Here is a 20,919-nt window from a genome sequence, read left to right on the forward strand (position 1 = left end):
TTCACGCCCTTTGAATTTCTTCTGCTAATAATTCTTGCGCGTTATGCATTAAATTTTTAATGTCCTGTTCTGTTAAAGGTTCGATCAGTCTTGCACCACCAGCATGTTGGTACAGTTCCTTTAAAATATCCTTCCATTCAGAAATATCCCATTGCTCCATTAAATTCATCACCGATTCAGTCGCAGCAGTATGCTCATACAATGTTGCCGATTGATGCAACACGAGCTTTTGTACCCAGCACATCGGTTCAATCCCATCCTCGGCTTCTCGAATAGTTTCTAGCCATGCATCAACTGTAGCATGTTCAAATAAAGATTGTGATTGTTCATCTATATTTTTTAAATGGAGTTCAATAACAGATGCCCCATACTTTTGACGATTAAGCGTTAGTACTTCTTCACATTTTTTTAGTAGTTCATTTGCATGAAACACATTCGTACAATCCACCTCTACCGTGTTATAAACAACAGTAGATGTCGGCACAAATTCTAGGTCAGTAGAGGTTTGTGACAAGGTTACGTCATAGAAGCCCTTTATTCCCTGCTCTTTCCGATGTCGGCTTTGAATATTGCCTGGATAAACAATCGGTGGATTTTGATGTAAAAGTTGACGTTTATGAATATGCCCTAAAGCCCAGTAATGATAGTTTTTTTCAAGAAGTTGATCTTTTGTGAAAGGGGCATAAACAGTATGCGAGGTATCGCTAGCCTCACTACCATGAAGCATACCAATATGAATAACATGCTGATCCTGTGCAACAGGATAACTATCAATCATTGATTTCGTTATATGACGGTCGCTATAGCTGAAGCCATAAATATTGATTTGCTGACCACGTATTTTTAATTGCACAACACTAGTTTCAGCTGGTAACTCATAAACATTGCTCGGTAAGGAGAAGCGTGTCCAAGCACCATTTAAGTGATCATGATTACCATAGCTTAAAATGACAGGGATATTATGCTGAAAGAGTTTTTCCATAGCCTCTTGAAATCGTCTTTGTGCCTGTAAGCTACGATTTTCACCATCATATATATCACCGACAATCAGTAAAAAATCAGGTTTCTCCTGAATAGCCTTCTCAATAATTTTGTCAAAAGCTTCAAAAGTACTTGTTCGAATCTTTTTGAAATTTTGTTCAGGTAAACCAAATAAGCCCTTAAATGGACTATCTAAATGTAAATCCGCCATATGGAAAAAACGAATTGCTGACATCCAATCACCTCAAGTAATAAATAATTTTACCTTGACGTCATTCTTTTTTCACTCGCGATACAGTAAATAATTCAGTACATCGAAATCGCCACTTCAATAATTTACCAACCGTTATTTGTCTCATTTTTATAATGAGACATTCGTGAATCACGCCGAAACCGAATATTTGTTCTATTTTATCATATTTCACGCTAGATGAGAAATGTATTCAAAGAATATTCATGAATCGTATTGCCTTAAATTTTCCACAAATTTTATGATTTATCAAAATATTCGCTAGTTTTACCGTGAAGTTTATAAACCTTCTATGTATAATAGATATATATTTAAGTAAAGGGTGGGGTTTGTATGGAGAATTATCGTTTTACAGCTTTTGAAAAAACTGGGGAAACATTGTTTGATGAAACATGGAAATTCGAAAACGATGAGGCTGCAAAAATCAACGGTCTACAACAAATCGAAGAAAAAGGTGTTGCCAACAAAACTCATCGCCTAGTTAACTCTTCAGGTAAATTAATTTTATTCCATGTCTAAAAATGGCTAGTAAAAGGCACGTAGTAAACTTTACTACGCGCCTTTTACTTTTATCAATTATTGAAAAGAAGTTAAATTTATTTTCCTACAAAGGCAGGTGCTCTTTTCTCTACAAACGCATGGATTCCCTCTAAATGATCGGCCGTTTTACGCATCGCTGCTTGCCCCTCTGCTTCCATCGATAAAATTCTCTCTAATTGCGGTAAATTTTGAGCATGTAGAATTTTTTTAGTCGTAATCATCGATGCAATTGGAGAAGCAAGCATTTTTCCAACTAGTTGGTCAGTAATTGCAAAAACAGTTCCATCTGGTGCAACGTAGTCAATTAACCCTTCATCATGTGCTTCCGATGCAGTTAATACTTTACCTTCCCAAATCATTTGTTTAGCTTTGACAGTACCCACACGTTCCTTCATAAAGAAGTGACCGCCACCATCAGGGATAAGCCCTATGCCTATGAAATTCATAGCGAGCTTACTATTTTCACATGCCACAACTATGTCTGCCCCTAGCGCTAGACTAAAGCCTAATCCAGCTGATGCTCCATGAACTGCTGCAATGACGATCATCGGTAGCTGATAATATGCTTTGACAATACGTGTTAAATAAACCATTGCCTCATTAATATTAAGTGGCTTATTTGGATCTAGCATCGCTTTAATATCGCCACCTGCAGAAAAGACTTTTCCTTCCCCACGAATAACGAGAATTTGTATGTCTTGTTCTTGCTGTAGTGCTTCAAAGCATTCTGCTAGTTCACGCATCATCACATCGTCCATGGCGTTCATGGCATGTGGTCGATTTAAAGTTAATGTTGCACGGCGTTCTAATTTTTCTAATGTAATCGTTGAAAATTCCATCCCAACACACCCCCAAATATGAATAGTCATTCACTATTTACTATTCGACGTTTTTTTAGAAAACTCCTTCTATCCTACGCAAAATAGCACTTGATATGCTATATTTAAGGACGAATATTGATTTAAAGGTGGTTAATAATTGTGACACAGAAAGACTATCGTGTATTACTTTATTATAAATATATAGCTATTGAAGACCCTGTAGCATTTGCAGAGGAACATTTAGCATTGTGTAAAGAAATCGGGCTTCTTGGTCGTATTTTAGTTGGATATGAGGGCATTAATGGAACGGTTTCAGGTACTGTCGAGCAAACTGATGCTTACATGAATCATATGAAGACAGACCCTCGTTTTAGCGATATGATGTGGAAAATTGATGAAGTTGAAGGGCATACCTTTAAAAAAATGCATGTGCGCCCACGTCGAGAGATTGTACACCTTGGTTTAAACGATGATATTAATCCTTTAGAAATAACAGGAGATTATTTATCACCAAAGGAATTTATGGAACGTATGCAGGAGAATAATACGATAGTTATTGATGCACGTAATGATTATGAATTTGACCTTGGACATTTCCGTGGTGCCGTGCGTCCAGATATTGAAAACTTCCGTGACCTACCTGCTTGGATGGAGGATCATAAGGAAGATTTTGCTGGGAAGAAAATATTAACTTACTGCACAGGTGGTATTCGCTGTGAAAAATTCTCTGGCTGGTTAAAACGTGAAGGCTATGGGGAAAGTGTTGGTCAGTTACATGGTGGAATTGCCACGTATGCTAAAGACCCTGAGGTAAAAGGTCAACTATGGGATGGACAAATGTTTGTCTTTGATCGACGTCGTGGTGTACCAATTAATCAGGTTGAGCATGTGATTGTCGGTAAGGATTTCTTCACTGGTGAACCGACAGAACGTTATACAAACTGTGCTAATCCTGAATGCCATAAATTAATGCTTTGCGAGGAAAAGCATGAGACCTTTTATATGCGTAGCTGTTCAGACGAATGCCGCCGCGCAGAACGCAACTTCTTTGTTGAAGAGAATAGTTGGACAAAAGAGCAGATTGAGGAACAAATCGCTAAAATCGCTGAAGTTCAAAATTCCTCTTTATAAGAAAAAAGAGCATCATCCATTTGTGGTGATGCTCTTTTATATTCCAAAATATTCGTTTAATATTTCTCATTGAGCGTGGGGTTGATTTCCGTTCCGGCTAGGCGGCTTTGTCGCTGTCGCTTCGCTTTCGCACAGATAAAACATTTGTCGCTGTCGCTTCGCATTCGCCCAGATAAAACATTTGTTGCTGTCGCTTCGCTTTCGCACAGATAAAACATTTGTTGCTGTCGCTTCGCTTTCGCACAGATAAAACATTTGTCGCTGTCGCACAGATAAAACATTTGTTGCTGTCGCTTCGCTTTCGCGCAGAGCAAAGCTTCCTGGGGGCGTCCGATGAGCCGCTTGGGCCAACACGATGTTGGTCACGAAAATGCTATCTCCAACTTTCGATGATGATCCAGTATATTATAGCTATTCTAAAATTTATACAACTTTTTTAGTATTTCACCAACATTTCAGTGAGGGATACTCTTTTTCGCCTGAGTAATCGTACGTTTACCCGAGCATTTCCTCTCTCTATGGCTTTCTAAATCTCACTTAAATTTTTCTTCATTCTCTTTTTGCCAAGTAACGCCCTACCTGTCGACCACTAAATAAACACCCACCAACAAATGTCCCTTCTAAAGCACGGTAGCCATGTACACCGCCACCACCAAAACCACTAACTTCCCCAGCTGCAAATAAACCCGGTACAGGCTGACCATCCATTCCTAACACAGCACCATCCAAATTTGTCTGTAAGCCTCCTAATGTTTTACGCGTTAAAATATTTAAGCGTACCGCAATAAGTGGCCAATTTTTTGGATCTAATATTTTATGGGGCTTCGCAACGCGCACAAATTTATCACCAACATAGTTTCTTGCACCATGAATAGCATTAACCTGTAAGTCTTTTGTAAATTTATTGTCCATTTCACGATCCCTTGCTAAAATTTGCTCTTTTATTTTGATAAAATCAAGAAGGTCATTGCCAGCCAACTTGTTCATTCCTTCGACTAACTCCTTTAAATCATTAGCAATCACAAAATCCTCGCCATGATTTTTAAATGCTTGAATAGGACCTGGTGCTCCTGGCAAAACACGTTTCAAAACATCACTAATACTTTTATTTGTTAAATCAGGATTTTGTTCAGAGCCTGATAATGCAAATTCTTTTTCAATAATTTTTTCAGTTAAAATAAACCACGAGTAATCATAGCCTGTTTTTTGAATTGCTTCTAATGTGCTTAACGTATCAAAACCAGGAAAGTTTGGTGCTCCAAATCGATTGCCTTCTGCATCAAACCATAATGATGAAGGACCCGGCAAAATTCGAATGCCGTGATTTGGCCAAATAGGATCCCAATTTTTCAAGCCTTCTGTATAATGCCACATGCGGTCTCGATTAACGATACGTCCTCCCACATGCTCAGTAATTTCTAGCATTCTGCCATCTACATAAGCCGGTACACCACTGACCATATTCTTCGGTGGTGTACCAAGTCGAGCAGGCCAATTTTTTCTGATTAAATCAAAATTTGCACCTATTCCACCGCTAGCCACAATAACCGCTTCAGCTTCATAAGAAAATTCGCCAATGCCCAGCCTTGAGCTTTTTTCACCGCGAATTGCATAGCTTTGAGCCAAAACTGTTCCACTAATCCCTGTTATTCTTCCATCTTGTAGAATAAACTCATCTACACGATGTCTTGGTTTAAAATCTATATAACCATCCTTTATGGCCTTTTTCACTTTTTCAGCAAACGGCTTTACTATGCCTGGCCCAGTTCCCCAAACAACATGAAATCTAGGTACCGAATTTCCGTGGCCGCCTGCTAATGATCCTCCACGTTCTGCCCAACCGACGACAGGAAAAAACTTAATACCCATAGACTTTAACCAACTATATTTTTCACCAGCTGCAAAGTCTACATAAGCCCTGGCCCATTTATACGCCCACGAATCTTCATTCTCCAAGCGATCGAAGCCAGCCGTCCCTTGCCAATCCTGCCAGGCAAGCTCTTTACTATCCTTAATACCAAGCCTTTTTTGCTCAGGTGAATTCACTAAAAATATACCGCCAAAGGACCAAAATGCCTGTCCCCCCATTGAATTTTCAGGTTCTTGATCTACTAAAACAATTTTTTTCTTTGCATCCGCTAACTCACAAGCAGCTACTAATCCTGCCAGTCCTGCACCGACAATTGCTACATCATACATCATTCTACGCCCCCTAAAAATCAATCTTAATTACTTACATTCTTCTCTAATTGATCGTTCACCTTCTACACATTGTAATTTTGACGAAAATGTGACAATAAAAATGTTCGCTTTCCTCCTCTAAACAACGAAAGTTTCTATTTACACAATCCATTTAATACCAATTCATTCCCCTATAATTTTCGACCTCAAATATTTGTTAAAAGCGCATGTAATCTGATTTAACATATATCGGTAACGCTTTCATTGTCCTGCTTAAAAAGACGTACAATGTAAAACACAAAACATAACAATGTTCGCGTTTAGGTATTTTTCAGACTTTTGAAGTCACGTTTTTTAATCTTTTTCAGAAATATTGTTGACAAAGGTGAACAATAAGGATTATGATGTTAACAAATTTAATCACACGAAAATATAACGACGGAGACATGCTAGTCGCAAGAAAATCCAAAGAGAGCTGATGGTTGGTGTAAATCAGCGATTTCTACGATAATAGTTCCACTCCTGAATAGATAAGCCGAACATCTCCAAAGTAAGCTTATTCGTCACATGCACGTTACGCATATAGCTAAGACTGCTAGAAATCTTTCAAGCAGTGATTAAGGGTGGTACCGCGAACCAATGTTTATTCAGCCTTTCGCCCCTTACAACACAATCTTTGTGTTTGTAAGGCGCGAAGGGCTTTTTTTATCTTCATTTTGTAATACTTACAAAATGAAGATAAAGCCTCTGGCGGATGTCACGGATTTTCAAAGGAATGAATTGTGCGGGCACAATTCAAAATCCGGACGCAATTACGCTAAGGCGAAATTGATATTGTTCTCGAATCTAGAAAGGAGATTGTTTGCATGCTGTAAGATGTTTAGTTTTACAAAATTCAGACTGTTTCGTATATAAAGACCACTAACAATTTTTAATTAAAAGGAGCTAATTACAAATGACTACTGCAACTAAAACAATTAACGTATTTATCGCTGACCCACTAAGTGAAGATGGTATTTTTCCATTACGACAAGAACAAGATTTAGGCTTAAATATCATCGTTGATACTGGTCTTGCACCAGAAGAATTAATCGCAAAAATTGCGGATGTAGATGTTTTACTAGTACGTTCTCAAACAACGGTAACACGCGAAGTAATTGAAGCGGCTAAAAACTTAAAACTTATCGGACGTGCTGGAGTAGGTGTAGACAACATTGACCTAACTGCTGCAACTGAACATGGTATTATCGTTGTAAATGCACCAGACGGCAACACGAACTCTGCAGCTGAGCACACTATTGCAATGATGACTTCACTTGCTCGTCACATCCCACAAGCATTCAATACACTTAAAAATGGCAAATGGGATCGTAAATCTTATGTTGGCGTTGAGCTTAAAAATAAAACTCTAGGTGTTGTAGGCTTCGGCCGTATCGGTGTTGAAGTTGCTTATCGTGCAAAAGGTCAACGCATGAACGTTATGGCATACGATCCATTCCTAACAGATGAACGTGCTAAAGAGTTAGGGGTAACAAAATCAACAGTTGAAGAAATTTGTGAAACTGCAGATTTCATTACAGTCCACACACCACTTCTTCCTGAAACACGCAACCTTATTAACAAAGAAAAATTCGCTATGATGAAAGATGGCGTGCGTATCATTAACTGTGCACGTGGCGGTATTATCAATGAGGATGATTTATACGATGCAATCGTAGAAGGTAAAGTAGCGGGTGCTGCTCTAGACGTATTCGTATCTGAGCCAGCAACAGATCACAAGCTACTTACTTTACCACAAGTAATCGCAACACCTCACTTAGGTGCATCTACAATTGAAGCACAAGAGTCTGTAGCTGTAGACGTTTCAAACGACATCATTAAATTCTATAAAACAGGTACTGTAACTAACCCAGTGAACATGCCATCTATTCCAAAAGAGTTGCTTGCACAAGTCGAGCCTTTCTTTGAATTAGCTGAAAAACTTGGTTCATTCTTATCTCAACTTACAACTGAGCCTGTAAAAGAAATCAACTTATCTTATGCTGGTGAAGTAGCAAATTATGATGTTCGTCCATTAACGTCAAACGCGTTAAAAGGCTTATTATCTAAAAACCACGGTAATCATGTTAATGACGTAAATGCTCGCTACCTATCTGAACGTATCGGCATGAAAATTAATGAGCATAAAACAACAACTGCTAAAGGCTTCACTAGCTTAATTACGATTGAAATTAAAACAGTAAACGAAACACACACAGTTGCTGGTACATTATTAAATGGTTTAGGTGCACGTATTGTTAAAGTAGAAGACTATGTTGTTGACGTTATTCCACAAGGTCACCTTCTTTACATTAAAAATACTGACAAACCAGGTGCAATCGGCCGTGTTGCAACAAAGCTAGCAGAAAAAGATATTAACATCGCAACAATGCAAGTTGGTCGTGCACAAGTTGGCGGTACAGCTGTCATGATGCTAACAATCGACAATGCTGTAACAGAAGAAGATTTAACATTCGTTGCACAACTTGAAAATATTGATGAAGTAAGAGCGATTAACCTATAATATATTGATTTATATAGGCTGAGACAAAACTCTATAAAAATTAATAAACCGCATGAAATCAAATTTAAAAACTTTGATTTCATGCGGTTTTATTTTTACGATTCGCACTAAAAACAATTTGGGCTTATCACCAAAGTTGGAGATGACATTTGTTAAAACGTATGCCAGGTATATTAGTTGATTGGAGTGGAGGCTGGGCGACTCCTTGGGGATCAGCAATAGGGGAACGAAGGCTAAAAGCATCACGTCCTGTGATAACGCCTTCGTGACCAACATCGTGTTGGCCCAAGCGGCTCATCGGACGCCCCCAGGAAGCTTTGCTCTGTGCGAAAGCGAAGCGACAGCAACAAATGTTTTATCTGTGCGAAAGCGGAGCGACAGCAACAAAGCGCCCAGTCGGAACGGAAATCAACGCAATGTTATGGTGAGGAGCTTTTTTTAGTAAAATGATACTTTTCAGAAAGTCACTCGTCTTTAAGAGAAAGGAGGTGCACATTTTGACGATTGAAGAGTTATTTTACTTACATAATCAAACCATTTTTAAATACCTGTATTACTTACTCAATGATAAGAAATTAGCGGAGGATTTCACACAGGAGACATTTGCCCGCTATTTAAAATATCAGCAGACAATCAAAGAAGATGCAGAGCTCGCTTGGCTTAGGAGTACTGCACGTAATCTAGCCTACGATCATTACCGCCGGAAAAGACTTATTCAATTTGTACCATTTTTAAACGATCATGAAGAACTTGAGCCAACCTCACCACACCAATGGCTCATCCAGCAAGAAGATGCAAAGATGCTTTATCTTGCAATTAGTAAACTTAAGCTCACCTATCGAGATGTCATTATTTTACGTAAAATCGAGGGTTTATCCATTCAGGAAACTTGTGATGTACTAGGCTGGAATGAAGGGAAAGTAAAAAACACATTAAAACGTGCACTTATTGCATTAAAAAAGCAGCTTGGAGGTGAATTTGATGAAGAACAATGAGGAATCCTGGCAACATTTACGCGACCTCAAATTAACTAAGCAGCAGCAGGAAATAATACTGCACAATATTACTACACCTACTACAATAGAAAAACGACTTATTAAAAAATCTTGGAAAATGCCGGCAGTGTCTTTGTTATTTATCACAGTTCTTTCTATTTTAATTTTATCCTTTATCCAAGGGCCTGCTAACTCTCCACTGACAACAGATACAAACAAAACAATTTCTAAAGTTTATGTTCACAGCAATGAAAACAAAGAAACGTTCATCGCAAAAGCTTCATGCCTTTATGTACCTCAGGAATGCTATATAAATAAGCAACTTTTAAGTCAGCTACAAGAAAAAATAGAACATGCACCTTCAGTTTCAGTAACAGCTCAGCAGTGGGAAGCTAAAAGTAACTCACCTCATGATGTGTTGATTGTCTATTCTGATGGTACTCAAGAAAAATGGAAGGTGCTTAATAATGATACTTTCTTTAATGTCGTAACAGAACAAGCAATTCAACCCGATAATGCATTTATTTCACTGGAGTACTACTATGACGATAAACGTTCAATCAAGATTATTATTGCAAATATCTTCGTATTGCTTACACATTTCATACTATGGCTTGCAAAAAAAAGAATGCCTTATATTGAACGGCGTTTTGTTGCAGCTACAGTTGAACATGCAATCGCCAACGCTATTATGCTAGTCTTATTTGCAGGTATTTTATTTGCTATCTATTTACTAATGCATTCCATTCACGCTACGATTATATACGGCTTATTTACACTCTACTCTATTATGCAAATTTATTATCGTAAAAAAGCAGGTGAGCCCCGAGGTTACCTAGTAGCAAGTGCCTCTGTTCAGCTATGTATTACAATAGCTTTTTCATTGTTATATTTTGCATATTATATACACTTTTAGCTGTTCAATAAGTTATTGGACAGCTTTTTCACACAAAAAAAGTATCCCAGAAAAACTTCTGAGATACCACCTCCGATTCAGGCAATGCTAGGCCTCACTTCAACGCTATACAAATATTTTTGGCTTCCGTGAAGAATTCTAAGCTATGGTGACCGCCCTCACGTCCTACGCCACTCTTTTTAAAGCCTCCAAACGGGGCACGTAAGTCACGTACAAACCAGCAATTTACCCAAATCGTACCTGCACGTACATTATGTGAAATACGGTGTGCACGTTGTAAGTTTTCGGTCCAAACAACTGCATTTAAACCGTACTCTGTTCCGTTTGCTATCGCAAGTGCCTCTTCTTCTGTATCAAACGGGATAATTGTAACGATAGGACCGAAAATCTCCTCTTGGCAAATGCGGGCTTGCGGATTTTCTTGTAAATAGATAGTCGGTTGTAAATAATAACCCATACTTAAATGCGCTGGTAATTCAGGACGTTCACCACCGTAAATAAGTGTAGAATTTTCATATTCAGCTATATTTAAATAGCTTGTTACCTTATTATAGTGTGTTTCACTTACGACTGGTCCCATATTCGTTTTTGAGTCTTGCGGATCGCCAACGACTAATGCTGCAGCCGCTTCTTTAAAGCGTGTAAGGAATTCATCTAAGATTGTACGTTGCACTAATATACGTGACCCTGCTAGACATACTTGACCAGAATTCATAAATGCTGCTTGAATCGATACCGGGATGGCTTTTTCTAAATTCGCATCTTCAAAAATAATGTTTGCTGCCTTACCACCTAATTCAAAGGAAACTTTTTTCAATGAATCAGCACCGTTTTTCATGATCGCTTTCCCTGTCGCTGTTTCCCCCGTGAAGGAAACTAAATCGACTTCAGGATGAGTCGTCATAAATTCTCCTGCTGATTGTACCCCAAAGCCATGAACAACGTTAACTACACCGTCTGGAATACCTGCCTGTTGTGCAATCTCACCGAGTAACGATACGGTTAAAGGTGTAATTTCTGCCGGCTTTATGACCGCCGTATTCCCTGAAGCTAAGCATGGACCAAGCTTCCATGTTGTTAGCATGAACGGTAAATTCCAAGGGGTAATTAACGCAGCAACCCCTACTGGCTCATAGCGCGTATAATTTAAATAAGCATCATCCATCGGGTATACTTCGCCGCCTTGCTGTTCCATAAAATCAGCAAAAAACTTCAAATTTTCTGCGGCACGAGGGATTTCACGTTCTAATGCTACTTGATAGGGTTTACCTACATCTAATGCTTCTAAGCGCGCTAACTCCTCTTTGCGTTCTAGAATAATTTCTGCCATCCGACGAATTTTCGCCAAACGCTCAGATAAAGGCATTGTACGCCATGGTCCTTCTTCAAAAGCTCGCCTTGCTACTTCACACGCCCGATCCACGTCTTCAAAGCTTGCTTCATGGACTTTTGCAATAATCTCCTGGGTCGCAGGATTTTTTACCTCGAACAATGTTTGAGAAGAAGATTCAACATATTCCCCATTAATAAATAGCTTAACTTCTTTCAATTTCGTTTGTGTATTCCCCATAGTAGACACTCCTTATTATTCATTTTGTCGACGTTGGATGGACTTCCCTGCAATTCCCCAATGAGTGCTTGGGATTTCATTTAAGCACACACGAACCGTTTCAAGTGGTGCGTCTAATACAGAAGACACGGTTTTGCTTACTTCTTCAATTAACCGCTCCTTTTGTTCTGATGTACGACCTTCAATAAATGTTACTTGAATAAATGGCATTCCACCTTCCTCCTTTTCTATTGGTCTACTTCAACTGTTAATGACTCCATTCCATCAAAGCTTACAGTAAAGCAATCTCCTGCATGCATTGTTGCAGCACCTGTTAACGCGCCACTTAGCACAACATCTCCAGCTCGAATGTGTTGTCCACGAGCGATTAATTTATTTGCCATCCATACAATAGCACGTGCTGGATGCCCCATAACTGAACCTGCTGTACTCGTCGCAAAAATTTCATCATTGTGCGTGAAAATGCAGCCCATATTCACAAGATCCACTTCGTTCACCGCATACTTTTGTGAACTCACTATGTAACGCGAAGAAGAAGAGTTATCAGCAATTACATCTGGTAAGGTAAAATTGAAATTTAAATAACGACTATCGATAATTTCCATTGCAGGTGTAATATAATCAGTTGCTTTCAAAACTTGCGCAACGGTTACAATCGGACCGTGTAAATCCTCCTTAAATACAAAGGCAATCTCTGGCTCAATTTTCGGATGAATTAAAGATTTTAACGAAATCGGCAGTTGTGGATTTAACTCCATATTCGCTAATAGCATGCCATAAGATGGCTCATGTACCCCCATCATTTGTTGTTTTGCCTTACTCGTTAAGCCAAGCTTTAACCCTGAAACGGTTGTTTGCTCATGCATGCGCTTGAGTTCAATTAGTTTGGCTTGAATGTCATAGGCTGTTTCCACCGTCAGCTCTGGATATTGATCAACAAACTTCGTGACCTCAGACACATATCGCTCTGCTTTATACAACTCATACGCAATTTGATCTAGCGTATCGGTTTTCATCATCGCTCATCCCTCCGTTTCTCCTAGACTGTCTTGGCTATCTTACGAGCAATTTCTGCGATTAAATCCTCTTGCCCACCTACCGCTTTCATTTTGCCGAGCTCCACTAAAATTTCACGTTCATCTACGTTATATTTTTTCGCTGCTTCTTGCGTAAATAATAAAAAGCTAGAGTAGACACCAGTGTAGCCCATCATTAAACTAGAGCCTGTTATTTCTTGCGGACGTGGCATAATTGGGGCAACTACTTCATTAGCAACATCGATTACACTATATAAATCAATCCCAGTTTCATAGCCAAGACGATCAAAAACTGCAACCATTACTTCCGTTTGTGTATTACCACTACCAGCACCTAAACAACGTAAACTACCATCCACATACGTAGCACCTGCTTCGATTGCAGCTATCGTATTTGCCAAGGCAAGCGATAAATTATTATGAGCATGGAAGCCAATTTCACAAGAGACATGCGACTTTAATGCAGCTACACGTTCCTTGACCTCATGAGGGAGCATGGCACCTGCTGAATCTGTCACATAAATAATTTCAGCACCGTAGCTCTCAAATAACTTCGCTTGTTCTACTATTACGGACGTTGGAGCCATATGCGCCATCATTAAAAATCCGACTGTTTTCAATCCTAGCTCTCTACTTAAATAAATATGTTGTCCTGCAACATCGGCCTCAGTAACATGTGTTGCCACACGAGCCATTTTAGCCCCAGCCTTCACTGCATTTTTTAAATCTTCCTTTACACCTATACCAGGTAAAATTAATACCGAAATAGCCGAATCACCACATTCTTCTCGTGCCGCTTCAATTAACTTCAGTTCATCTACTTTTGAAAAACCATACTGCAGAGAAGAGCCCCCTAATCCATCGCCATGTGATACCTCAAAATATTTCACCTTTGCTTTCCTTAAACCACGAGCTACATCTCTCACTTGCTGCTCTGTAAATGCATGGCGCATTGAATGACTACCGTCACGCAATGTGACATCTAAAACTGTTAATTTTGTCATTTACTCACCTCCGCTTAGTTCACCTTCACTGTTTCGTGGTGCTGTTTAGCGATTTCATTGCCTACTTGTACTGCTGCAGCCGTCATAATATCGAGATTTCCTGAATAGGTTGGGAAAAAGTCCCCTGCTCCCTCCACTTCTAAAAAGATCGATACTTGTTGACCATTAAAAATAGGAGCACTCGTCATGCGATAGCCAGGTACATATTGCTGTACAGCTTGCACTATATCTTCAATTGCTTTGATAATTTCTTGTTCCTTATCACCTTCATTCACTAAAACATGCACGGTATTACGCATCATAATCGACGGATCAGCTGGATTTAAAATAATAATGGCCTTTCCCCTATTCGCCCCACCTACGTCCTCAATTGCCTTTGCTGTTGTTCGTGTAAATTCATCAATATTAGCCCGTGTACCAGGTCCTGCGCTTTTACTTGCTACTGTTGCAACAATTTCCGCATATTCAACATCAGCTACTTGGTTAATCGCATAGACAATTGGAATAGTCGCTTGGCCACCACATGTCACCATATTGACATTATCGGCCGTCGCGAATTTTTCCAAATTAGCACACGGCACAACGAATGGGCCAATAGCTGCCGGCGTTAAATCAATGATCTTTTTACCAAGAGCAAGCACTCTCTCACTGTGCATAGAATGTGCCTTTGCCGTTGTAGCATCAAACACAATGTCAAAAAGCTCAGGACATGCCACTAAGCCATCAATTCCATTCGTGATTGTATGATAGCCACGAGCCTTTGCACGTTGAATCCCCTCTGAAGCAGGGTCAATTCCTACCATGACACTCATCGTTAAGTAATCACTACGCTCAATTTTGTACATTAAATCTGTACCGATATTACCGGAGCCTAAAATCGCAACTTTCAACTTTGCCATCTTCATTTCTCCTCCTTCAACCTAAACGTAGCTGACACAGCACCTAGATGGGCAAACTCTGCCGTAAACGTATCTCCATCCTCAATTGTGATTGCTGCTGTTAATGCGCCTGTTAATATAAATTCACCTGCCTGCAAACCGATATGATATTTACTCAGTTTATTAGCTAACCATGCAACTGCACGTAATGGATCACCCATGACAGCGGCAGCGGCTGCACTATCAAACAATTCACCATTGCGGTAAACATTCATGCCAATATGCGGTAAGTCTACATCTTGCAATTTTGTAGGTGTTCCACCAATAATCACCATGGCAGAGGAACCATTGTCTGCGACTGTATCTTCAAAACGAATTTTCCAATCCACTATGCGACTATCAATTACTTCTAGTGCAGGGACAATGTAATCTGTCGCCTCCATAACATCCTCCACTGTAATATTTGGTCCATTTAAGTCCTTCTTCAAAACAAACGCAATCTCAAATTCCAACTTTGGTTGAATGAAATGGTCGAGTGAGATCGTTGCACCGTCGACTTCTACCATATCCGATAAAATATGGCCGTAGTCTGGCTCCGAAACTTTAAATTGCTGTTGCATCGCTTTACTCGTTAAACCAATCTTTTTACCGACAATTTGCTTCCCCTCTTGTTGCTTTGTAGCAATTTGAAGTAATTGAATAGCATAAGCGTCATCTACAGTTATGTCTGGGACAGTAGATGAGAGTGGATCGATCGGTTGCTTCGTTGCCTCAGCTTCCTGTAATTTCTCTGCATAAAGTTGTCTATCCATACCTAACCTCCTAGACCTGTAGCGTTGTCGCTGCTGATAATGCACCATACTGCCCATTAAAGAATAGCAATGGCTCCCCATCTTCTAGATGAATGTTTTTCACTCGTCCGATAAATAACGTATGATCACCTTCTATATAAGTGCTAGCTACCTCACAGCTCACCTGTGCAATAGCGCCTTCAATTGTAGGGGCACCTTGTAAATCGCCGAATGTTACTTGACGCTTATCTTTTATTTGTCCGGCAAATAGCATTGATAGCTCTTGCTGCTGTGCTGATAAAAAATTAACAGTAAATGTTCCGCTTTGTTGTATATGCTTCAGCATAGAAGCTTTTTCTCCGATAGAGATGACGACTAATTTCGGATCAAGTGAAACAGACATGAACGCATTTGCAGTCATACCATGGATACTGCCATTTACATTTGTTGTAATTACTGTGACACCTGTTGCAAATTTCCCCATTGCATTTCTAAACAGACGATCCTCCATTACATAACCTCCTCATGATATAGTGCCGTCTCAAATACTCTGAAGTAGTATTTAAGACAGCGATGTGGATTTTTTTACAGATCAAACTACTACTGGCTTTTCACTATGCGTAGGATTGATTTCCGTTCCGACTGGGCGACTCCAATCAACTTATATTCATGGCATACGTTTTTTAACTAATGTCATCGCTAACTTTTGGTGATAAGACCTGTTTATTTCACTGGAACCTTTACTGCTCGGTCTGGTGTACCATATAAGAAATACTCATTTGGTAGTGGAGAGCCATACCAAATAATCGCTTCATCTAACTCATTTTCGCGCCATGTTATTGACTTCCAATCGGGATCGAAAATGAGGTAGCCTGAATCGCCAAATAATTCAACTCGGTTGCCACCAGGCTCCATCACGTACATGAAGTACGCTTGACTCACACCATGCTTACCAGGTCCCGCTTCTATTTGAATACCGTTTTCTACAAAAATATCAGCTGTATCCATTAGGTGCTGTGGATAGCCGTACCAAAATGCAATATGATGGAAGCGGCCACTATTACCAGTTTGATCGTTCATTAACGCTACCTCATGTACAAGTGGGCTAACACTCATCCATGCTCCGATTTCTTCATCATTGTTCAACACAATTTGTTCCCGTAACTTGAAGCCTAAATGCTCGGACATAAACTCACGATTTTTTGCCACATCTCTACACATTAAATTGATATGATCTAAACGACGTGCTGGCACACCCATTAATGGACGCTTTTGTGGACGGCTTTTTAACAATGTTTTTTGATCTTCAGCTGGCTGGAAATAATCTACTTCCCACAAAATTTCTTGATTATGTCCATCTGGTGTAACGAATTGGTAGGCACGACCGTGACCTAAATCACCATCAATCCAACCTTTTCCGTAACCGCTTTTTTCTAAAGATGCGACACGACGCTCTAGCGCTTCTGGTGAACTTGCTCGCCACGCAGAATGTCCAAGACCAGCTTCTTTTCCTTCCGTAAGCTTTAATGTGTGATGATAAAAATCTTCATAGCCTCGTAAATAAACAGATTGCCCCTCACGTGCAGTAATTTGTAAACCCATATAATCTGTGAAGAACTTTAAAGATTCCTCTGGTTTTGGTGTAAAGAGCTCCACATGCGCTAATTGTGCTACATCAAAATTTGACATCAAACATTCCCCCTAATTGTTTTCATTATTTATTTGTAAAATAATTCACATCATCTGGATTAACCCACGTAGGGTCTGTCCACCCCGTTAAATCGTAATCTGCCATACATTGCTCAGCAAACGCGATAAACTCATCTGTTTTACCGCTACCTTGTGCACCGAACAATGTTTGTAATCGAATATCTTCATGGTTTCCAGCATAATTACGTTCATATAATTCACTACGGCCGCCAAACTCAGTACCAATCGCATCCCAAAGTAGCTTAATTGTTTTAATTTTTTCAAGTGCTTCAATACCATTTGAACCACGGTAAAGCTTATCTAATGTCGGACGGAATTCCTCGTTTAAAAAATCCCTTGCACTAGATGGTTGGACGATTAAATTCCCCGCTACAATCTGCTGAATGATGCCTTTAATCTTTGGCCAACCTTCCTGTAAAAATACGCGATATGCTAATCCACCATTTAAATTCGGAACAACGGTGCCATTTTCTTTTTTCTCAGGATTCAGTGCCATCGCATCACTTAATGACCAGAACATATGACGCCAAGCTATAATTTCACCGATATGCACCTGTACACCACGGAATTGATCGGTGCCTGCTGTTTTTAATGCTTTCAACAATACACCAATAATAAAATCTAATTTCACAGCTAAGCGCGTGACTCCTTGGAAAGTAAAACGATTAATGAAACCGCTTTCTACAAAGAATGAAGTTGTCTTCTGCATATCTTCATAAATTAAAATATTCTCCCATGGGATAAGTGCTTGCTCGAATACAAGTACTGCATCATTTTCATCGAAACGGCTACTTAGCGGATAATCAAATGGACTCCCCATAATGGCAGACGTCATTTCATATGAAGTACGACTAATAAGCTTCACACCGGGTGCATCCATTGGTGCAATAAAAACAACTGCAAATTTTTTATCTTTAATCGGTAATCCATACGTACCAACAAAATTGTAATTAGTAATAGCTGAACCTGTTGCCACCATCTTTGAGCCACTAATAATCAAGCCCTCGTCCGTTTCGCGCTCCACTTGGATAAAAACATCCCCTACTTCATGGACATCTTTATGTCGATCAACAGGTGGATTCACAATTGCATGATTGAAAAACCAATTACGTTCTTGTGATTCTTTGTACCAACGCTTTGCATTTTCTTGGTAAGGTGAATAATATTCAGGATTTCCGCCAAGTGTTGCAAGGAATGAAGCCTTATAGTCTGGTGTCCGCCCCATCTGCCCATATGTAAGTCGGGCCCAAGCAACAATAGCATCTCGTCCTTTAATTAAATCATCCGCGCTACGTGCTGCACGGAAATAACTATGGGTATAACCACCACTACCCGTATCCGTTTCACAAGTTAAAATATCTTTGTATTTTGGGTCATGCATGGCATCATATAGACGTGAAATCGATCGTGCCGAATTTCGAAAAGCTGGGTGGGTCGTGACATCCTTTACACGTTCACCATGTAACCAAATTTCCCGACTATCCTTTAAACTTTCTAAATATTCCTGCCCTGTCAATGGCTTCGTACCTTGCTTTACAACCATTCCCTTCCCTCCTACAATTATTTTTTCTTGTTTGACATGTCTATTTAAATGTAATGGTTTTTGAATTTTTAGATAATTTATAAAAAGTATGGTATTCTGTTTCTTTTCTTTAAAATTTGAAAGGAAAATATGCAAAAAATAGAAAAAAGCCAGCATTTCCGCTGACTTTTCTTACTTCTTATTTTTTAACGTTTTAATTACATAATAGATTTTCAAGGCTAATTGGCATCGGAAACGTCCATCTCCTGTCCGCAAATCTTCTTGCAATAAAGATTCAATTTTTTCCATTCGATAACGAAAACCAGGAATGGATAGATTCAAAGCCTTCGCTGTTTTATTGACGTTCCCACTGTGGTTTAAAAAAACTTCTAACGTATGGACAAGTGTTGCATTATTTTGCTCATCATATTTTAATAGATGACCAAGTACATCTTCATAAAACTGTAAAAGCTCCTTTGGATTTGTCGTCTTTAAAAATAGCATAATGTGCTGAAAGTTTTCGTAAATAGCGGATTGAGTTTGACCAGGTGCTGCATATCGTAAAAATTGACAAATCAGTCTTGCCTCGTTGTGACTGTTCCCAATTTCCTCTAATTTCTCAGCATTTTTCCCAACACCAATTTGAAATTTAGATTGTTTGAAGCGCTGTTTTAATCGTTTCGTTAATACACTAACAAAATCTGACATATATTCGATATTTTTCTCACAATCCTCTAGAATAAGTAGGACCTCTTGATTTTTAATAAAGCACTCCACATTTAAATACTCTGTCATTAAAAAGCTATGCAATATTTCCGGGTCCTCATGCTCAGTTGTTATGACAATTACACGATTGTTTTTACTCGGATCAAAGTAGAAAATACTACGTGCCTTTTTAATGAGTTCCTCTGGGGAAGATTGTTTACTCATGACTTCATCTAAAAAATCAGACTTTCGTTGCCACTGTGATTGAGCAATTTGCATCTGTGTATATAAATAAATTGAGAAGACCGTCACAGCGCGTTCAATAATCATTTCCTGCTCGCGCGTTAGATCATTATGACTAAGTATTACTAAAGTCCCCAATTGTTTTTTCATTGTCATAATCCCATATTCATGTCGAAACTCTTTTTTCTTACGACTTCCTTCTATATAAAGTTGCTCATCTTCCTTATGCATAAAATAATAGCCAATTGGCTTCATTAAATATCGACGTTCTATTGTTACACTACATTGCAAAGCATCACTTAAAAGATGTAAAAGTTGATTCAGCGTATAGCCTTCAAGCATAGCATTTGTCATTTGTTTATGAATGGTGTCAGAATGTAGGATAGAATTATTCAATGTTTTCAACTCATTATACGTAGCATCTAATTCGTCAGCTAAGGAAGTTTCTTGAAAATATCGTAATATATCTAGTTGCTCTGCTGTAGCATGCTCCGTTGTTCGAACGACAAATTTACAATAGTCATCGCATTTACCACGACACTTTTCTTCAAATACGACAATCTCCTTTGGATAGGTTTTCGCTAAAAAACCTGCTACATAGCCGATTAATGTCCAACATACACTTTCGTCACTAAAACCAAAATGGCGGACATGCTCCTCCGCCTCGTAAGAATGAAACCACTTACCTTCCATTTCAAATTTATCGTCACTTATTTCCAACACATCAATTTCTACACTAACAACGCCCTCTAATGTATGAATCGCCGCTCCAGCTCTTATTAACTCTTTTAACTCTTTCCAATTGTACATCTTCTCAATAGAGCCACCAGCACTATAACCACATGCCCAACCATAGCGTAATAAAAAGCCTTTTGCTCGCTCCATATTCAACGTTTGAATAATATCACGCCTAAAAAAACCAAGTGCCTCAGCCGATTTTAAGATCATTCGATTCCCATTGAACTTGATGATGCCTGAACGCGGATTAATATCAATTGAATTTTCAAACACTAAACGATTTGCTTTCATCATATACACCCCCATAAACGTGCAATCCAATATATTTATTCTTACAACAACT

Annotated in this window: 18 protein-coding genes and 1 other annotated feature; of the genes, 5 read left to right on the forward strand and 13 right to left on the reverse strand. The window is 39.1% G+C overall.

Annotation, left to right across the window (positions count from 1 at the left end):
• Position 1 precedes the first annotated feature (1 nt).
• Positions 2-1,216, reverse strand: a complete 1,215-nt coding sequence (locus tag ACQKOF_RS16045) for a metallophosphoesterase family protein (protein WP_427558999.1) — start codon at positions 1,214-1,216, stop codon at positions 2-4.
• Positions 1,217-1,564: 348 nt separating this feature from the next.
• On the opposite strand from ACQKOF_RS16045, the gene ACQKOF_RS16050 reads away from it, so the two are divergent.
• A complete protein-coding gene (locus tag ACQKOF_RS16050) occupies positions 1,565-1,750 on the forward strand; it encodes a YhzD family protein (protein WP_053485764.1) in 186 nt (61 codons plus the stop codon).
• A gap of 77 nt (positions 1,751-1,827) precedes the next feature.
• On the opposite strand, the gene ACQKOF_RS16055 is transcribed toward ACQKOF_RS16050, so the two are convergent.
• A complete protein-coding gene (locus tag ACQKOF_RS16055) occupies positions 1,828-2,610 on the reverse strand; it encodes an enoyl-CoA hydratase (RefSeq protein WP_427559002.1) in 783 nt (260 codons plus the stop codon).
• Positions 2,611-2,751: 141 nt separating this feature from the next.
• Here ACQKOF_RS16055 and ACQKOF_RS16060 point away from each other — a divergent pair, with 141 nt between their 5' ends.
• Positions 2,752-3,723, forward strand: coding sequence for a rhodanese-related sulfurtransferase (locus tag ACQKOF_RS16060; RefSeq protein ID WP_427559005.1), 972 nt, complete (start codon positions 2,752-2,754; stop codon positions 3,721-3,723).
• Between the two features lie 549 nt (positions 3,724-4,272).
• On the opposite strand, the gene ACQKOF_RS16065 is transcribed toward ACQKOF_RS16060, so the two are convergent.
• Positions 4,273-5,925 carry an FAD-binding dehydrogenase gene (locus ACQKOF_RS16065; protein WP_427559008.1) on the reverse strand — a complete coding sequence of 551 codons (1,653 nt, stop codon included), beginning with the start codon at positions 5,923-5,925 and terminating at the stop codon, positions 4,273-4,275.
• A 405-nt stretch (positions 5,926-6,330) separates the two neighbouring features.
• Positions 6,331-6,570 (forward strand) — a binding site (T-box leader).
• Between the two features lie 289 nt (positions 6,571-6,859).
• Between ACQKOF_RS16065 and serA the strand changes: the two genes are divergently transcribed.
• The 3 genes from serA to ACQKOF_RS16080 all read left to right on the forward strand — a co-directional run bounded on the left by serA (position 6,860) and on the right by ACQKOF_RS16080 (position 10,378).
• Positions 6,860-8,467: a phosphoglycerate dehydrogenase gene (gene serA / locus ACQKOF_RS16070; protein ID WP_427559011.1), complete on the forward strand. Its 1,608-nt coding sequence runs from the start codon at positions 6,860-6,862 to the stop codon at positions 8,465-8,467.
• 497 nt (positions 8,468-8,964) lie between these two features.
• The gene (locus ACQKOF_RS16075) at positions 8,965-9,462 is read left to right on the forward strand and encodes an RNA polymerase sigma factor (protein WP_427559014.1); all 498 of its coding nucleotides are present in this window, start codon (positions 8,965-8,967) and stop codon (positions 9,460-9,462) included.
• Positions 9,449-10,378, forward strand: coding sequence for a hypothetical protein (locus ACQKOF_RS16080; protein WP_427559017.1), 930 nt, complete (start codon positions 9,449-9,451; stop codon positions 10,376-10,378). The genes ACQKOF_RS16075 and ACQKOF_RS16080 overlap by 14 nt, the downstream gene beginning before the upstream one ends.
• Before the next feature lie 94 nt (positions 10,379-10,472).
• Here the strand turns inward: ACQKOF_RS16080 and ACQKOF_RS16085 are convergent, their stop codons facing one another.
• The 10 genes from ACQKOF_RS16085 to ACQKOF_RS16130 all read right to left on the reverse strand — a co-directional run bounded on the left by ACQKOF_RS16085 (position 10,473) and on the right by ACQKOF_RS16130 (position 20,867).
• On the reverse strand, positions 10,473-11,948 hold the full coding sequence (locus ACQKOF_RS16085) for an aldehyde dehydrogenase (RefSeq protein ID WP_427559020.1): 1,476 nt from the start codon (positions 11,946-11,948) through the stop codon (positions 10,473-10,475).
• Between the two features lie 15 nt (positions 11,949-11,963).
• Complete coding sequence (locus tag ACQKOF_RS16090) at positions 11,964-12,158, reverse strand: 4-oxalocrotonate tautomerase (protein ID WP_427559023.1); 195 nt, start codon at positions 12,156-12,158, stop codon at positions 11,964-11,966.
• Between the two features lie 17 nt (positions 12,159-12,175).
• Positions 12,176-12,967: a 2-keto-4-pentenoate hydratase gene (locus ACQKOF_RS16095; protein ID WP_427559026.1), complete on the reverse strand. Its 792-nt coding sequence runs from the start codon at positions 12,965-12,967 to the stop codon at positions 12,176-12,178.
• 20 nt (positions 12,968-12,987) lie between these two features.
• Positions 12,988-13,989 (reverse strand): 4-hydroxy-2-oxovalerate aldolase, encoded by a 1,002-nt coding sequence (dmpG, locus tag ACQKOF_RS16100; protein WP_427559029.1) that lies wholly within the window; start codon positions 13,987-13,989, stop codon positions 12,988-12,990.
• A gap of 14 nt (positions 13,990-14,003) precedes the next feature.
• Positions 14,004-14,888 (reverse strand): acetaldehyde dehydrogenase (acetylating), encoded by an 885-nt coding sequence (locus ACQKOF_RS16105; RefSeq protein ID WP_427559032.1) that lies wholly within the window; start codon positions 14,886-14,888, stop codon positions 14,004-14,006.
• A gap of 2 nt (positions 14,889-14,890) precedes the next feature.
• Entirely contained in the window at positions 14,891-15,679 is a 789-nt protein-coding gene (locus tag ACQKOF_RS16110; protein ID WP_427559035.1) for a 2-keto-4-pentenoate hydratase, read from the reverse strand.
• A gap of 10 nt (positions 15,680-15,689) precedes the next feature.
• The gene (locus ACQKOF_RS16115) at positions 15,690-16,169 is read right to left on the reverse strand and encodes a flavin reductase family protein (RefSeq protein ID WP_427559038.1); all 480 of its coding nucleotides are present in this window, start codon (positions 16,167-16,169) and stop codon (positions 15,690-15,692) included.
• Positions 16,170-16,381: 212 nt separating this feature from the next.
• The gene (locus ACQKOF_RS16120) at positions 16,382-17,347 is read right to left on the reverse strand and encodes a catechol 2,3-dioxygenase (RefSeq protein WP_427559041.1); all 966 of its coding nucleotides are present in this window, start codon (positions 17,345-17,347) and stop codon (positions 16,382-16,384) included.
• A 25-nt stretch (positions 17,348-17,372) separates the two neighbouring features.
• The gene (locus ACQKOF_RS16125) at positions 17,373-18,911 is read right to left on the reverse strand and encodes a 4-hydroxyphenylacetate 3-hydroxylase N-terminal domain-containing protein (protein WP_427559043.1); all 1,539 of its coding nucleotides are present in this window, start codon (positions 18,909-18,911) and stop codon (positions 17,373-17,375) included.
• A 171-nt stretch (positions 18,912-19,082) separates the two neighbouring features.
• Positions 19,083-20,867 (reverse strand): XylR N-terminal domain-containing protein, encoded by a 1,785-nt coding sequence (locus ACQKOF_RS16130; RefSeq protein WP_427559046.1) that lies wholly within the window; start codon positions 20,865-20,867, stop codon positions 19,083-19,085.
• Between the last annotated feature and the right edge of the window lie 52 nt (positions 20,868-20,919).

Origin of the sequence: Lysinibacillus sp. NPDC093190, assembly GCF_050280425.1 — a bacterium.
Classification (GTDB): Bacteria; Bacillota; Bacilli; order Bacillales_A; family Planococcaceae; genus Lysinibacillus.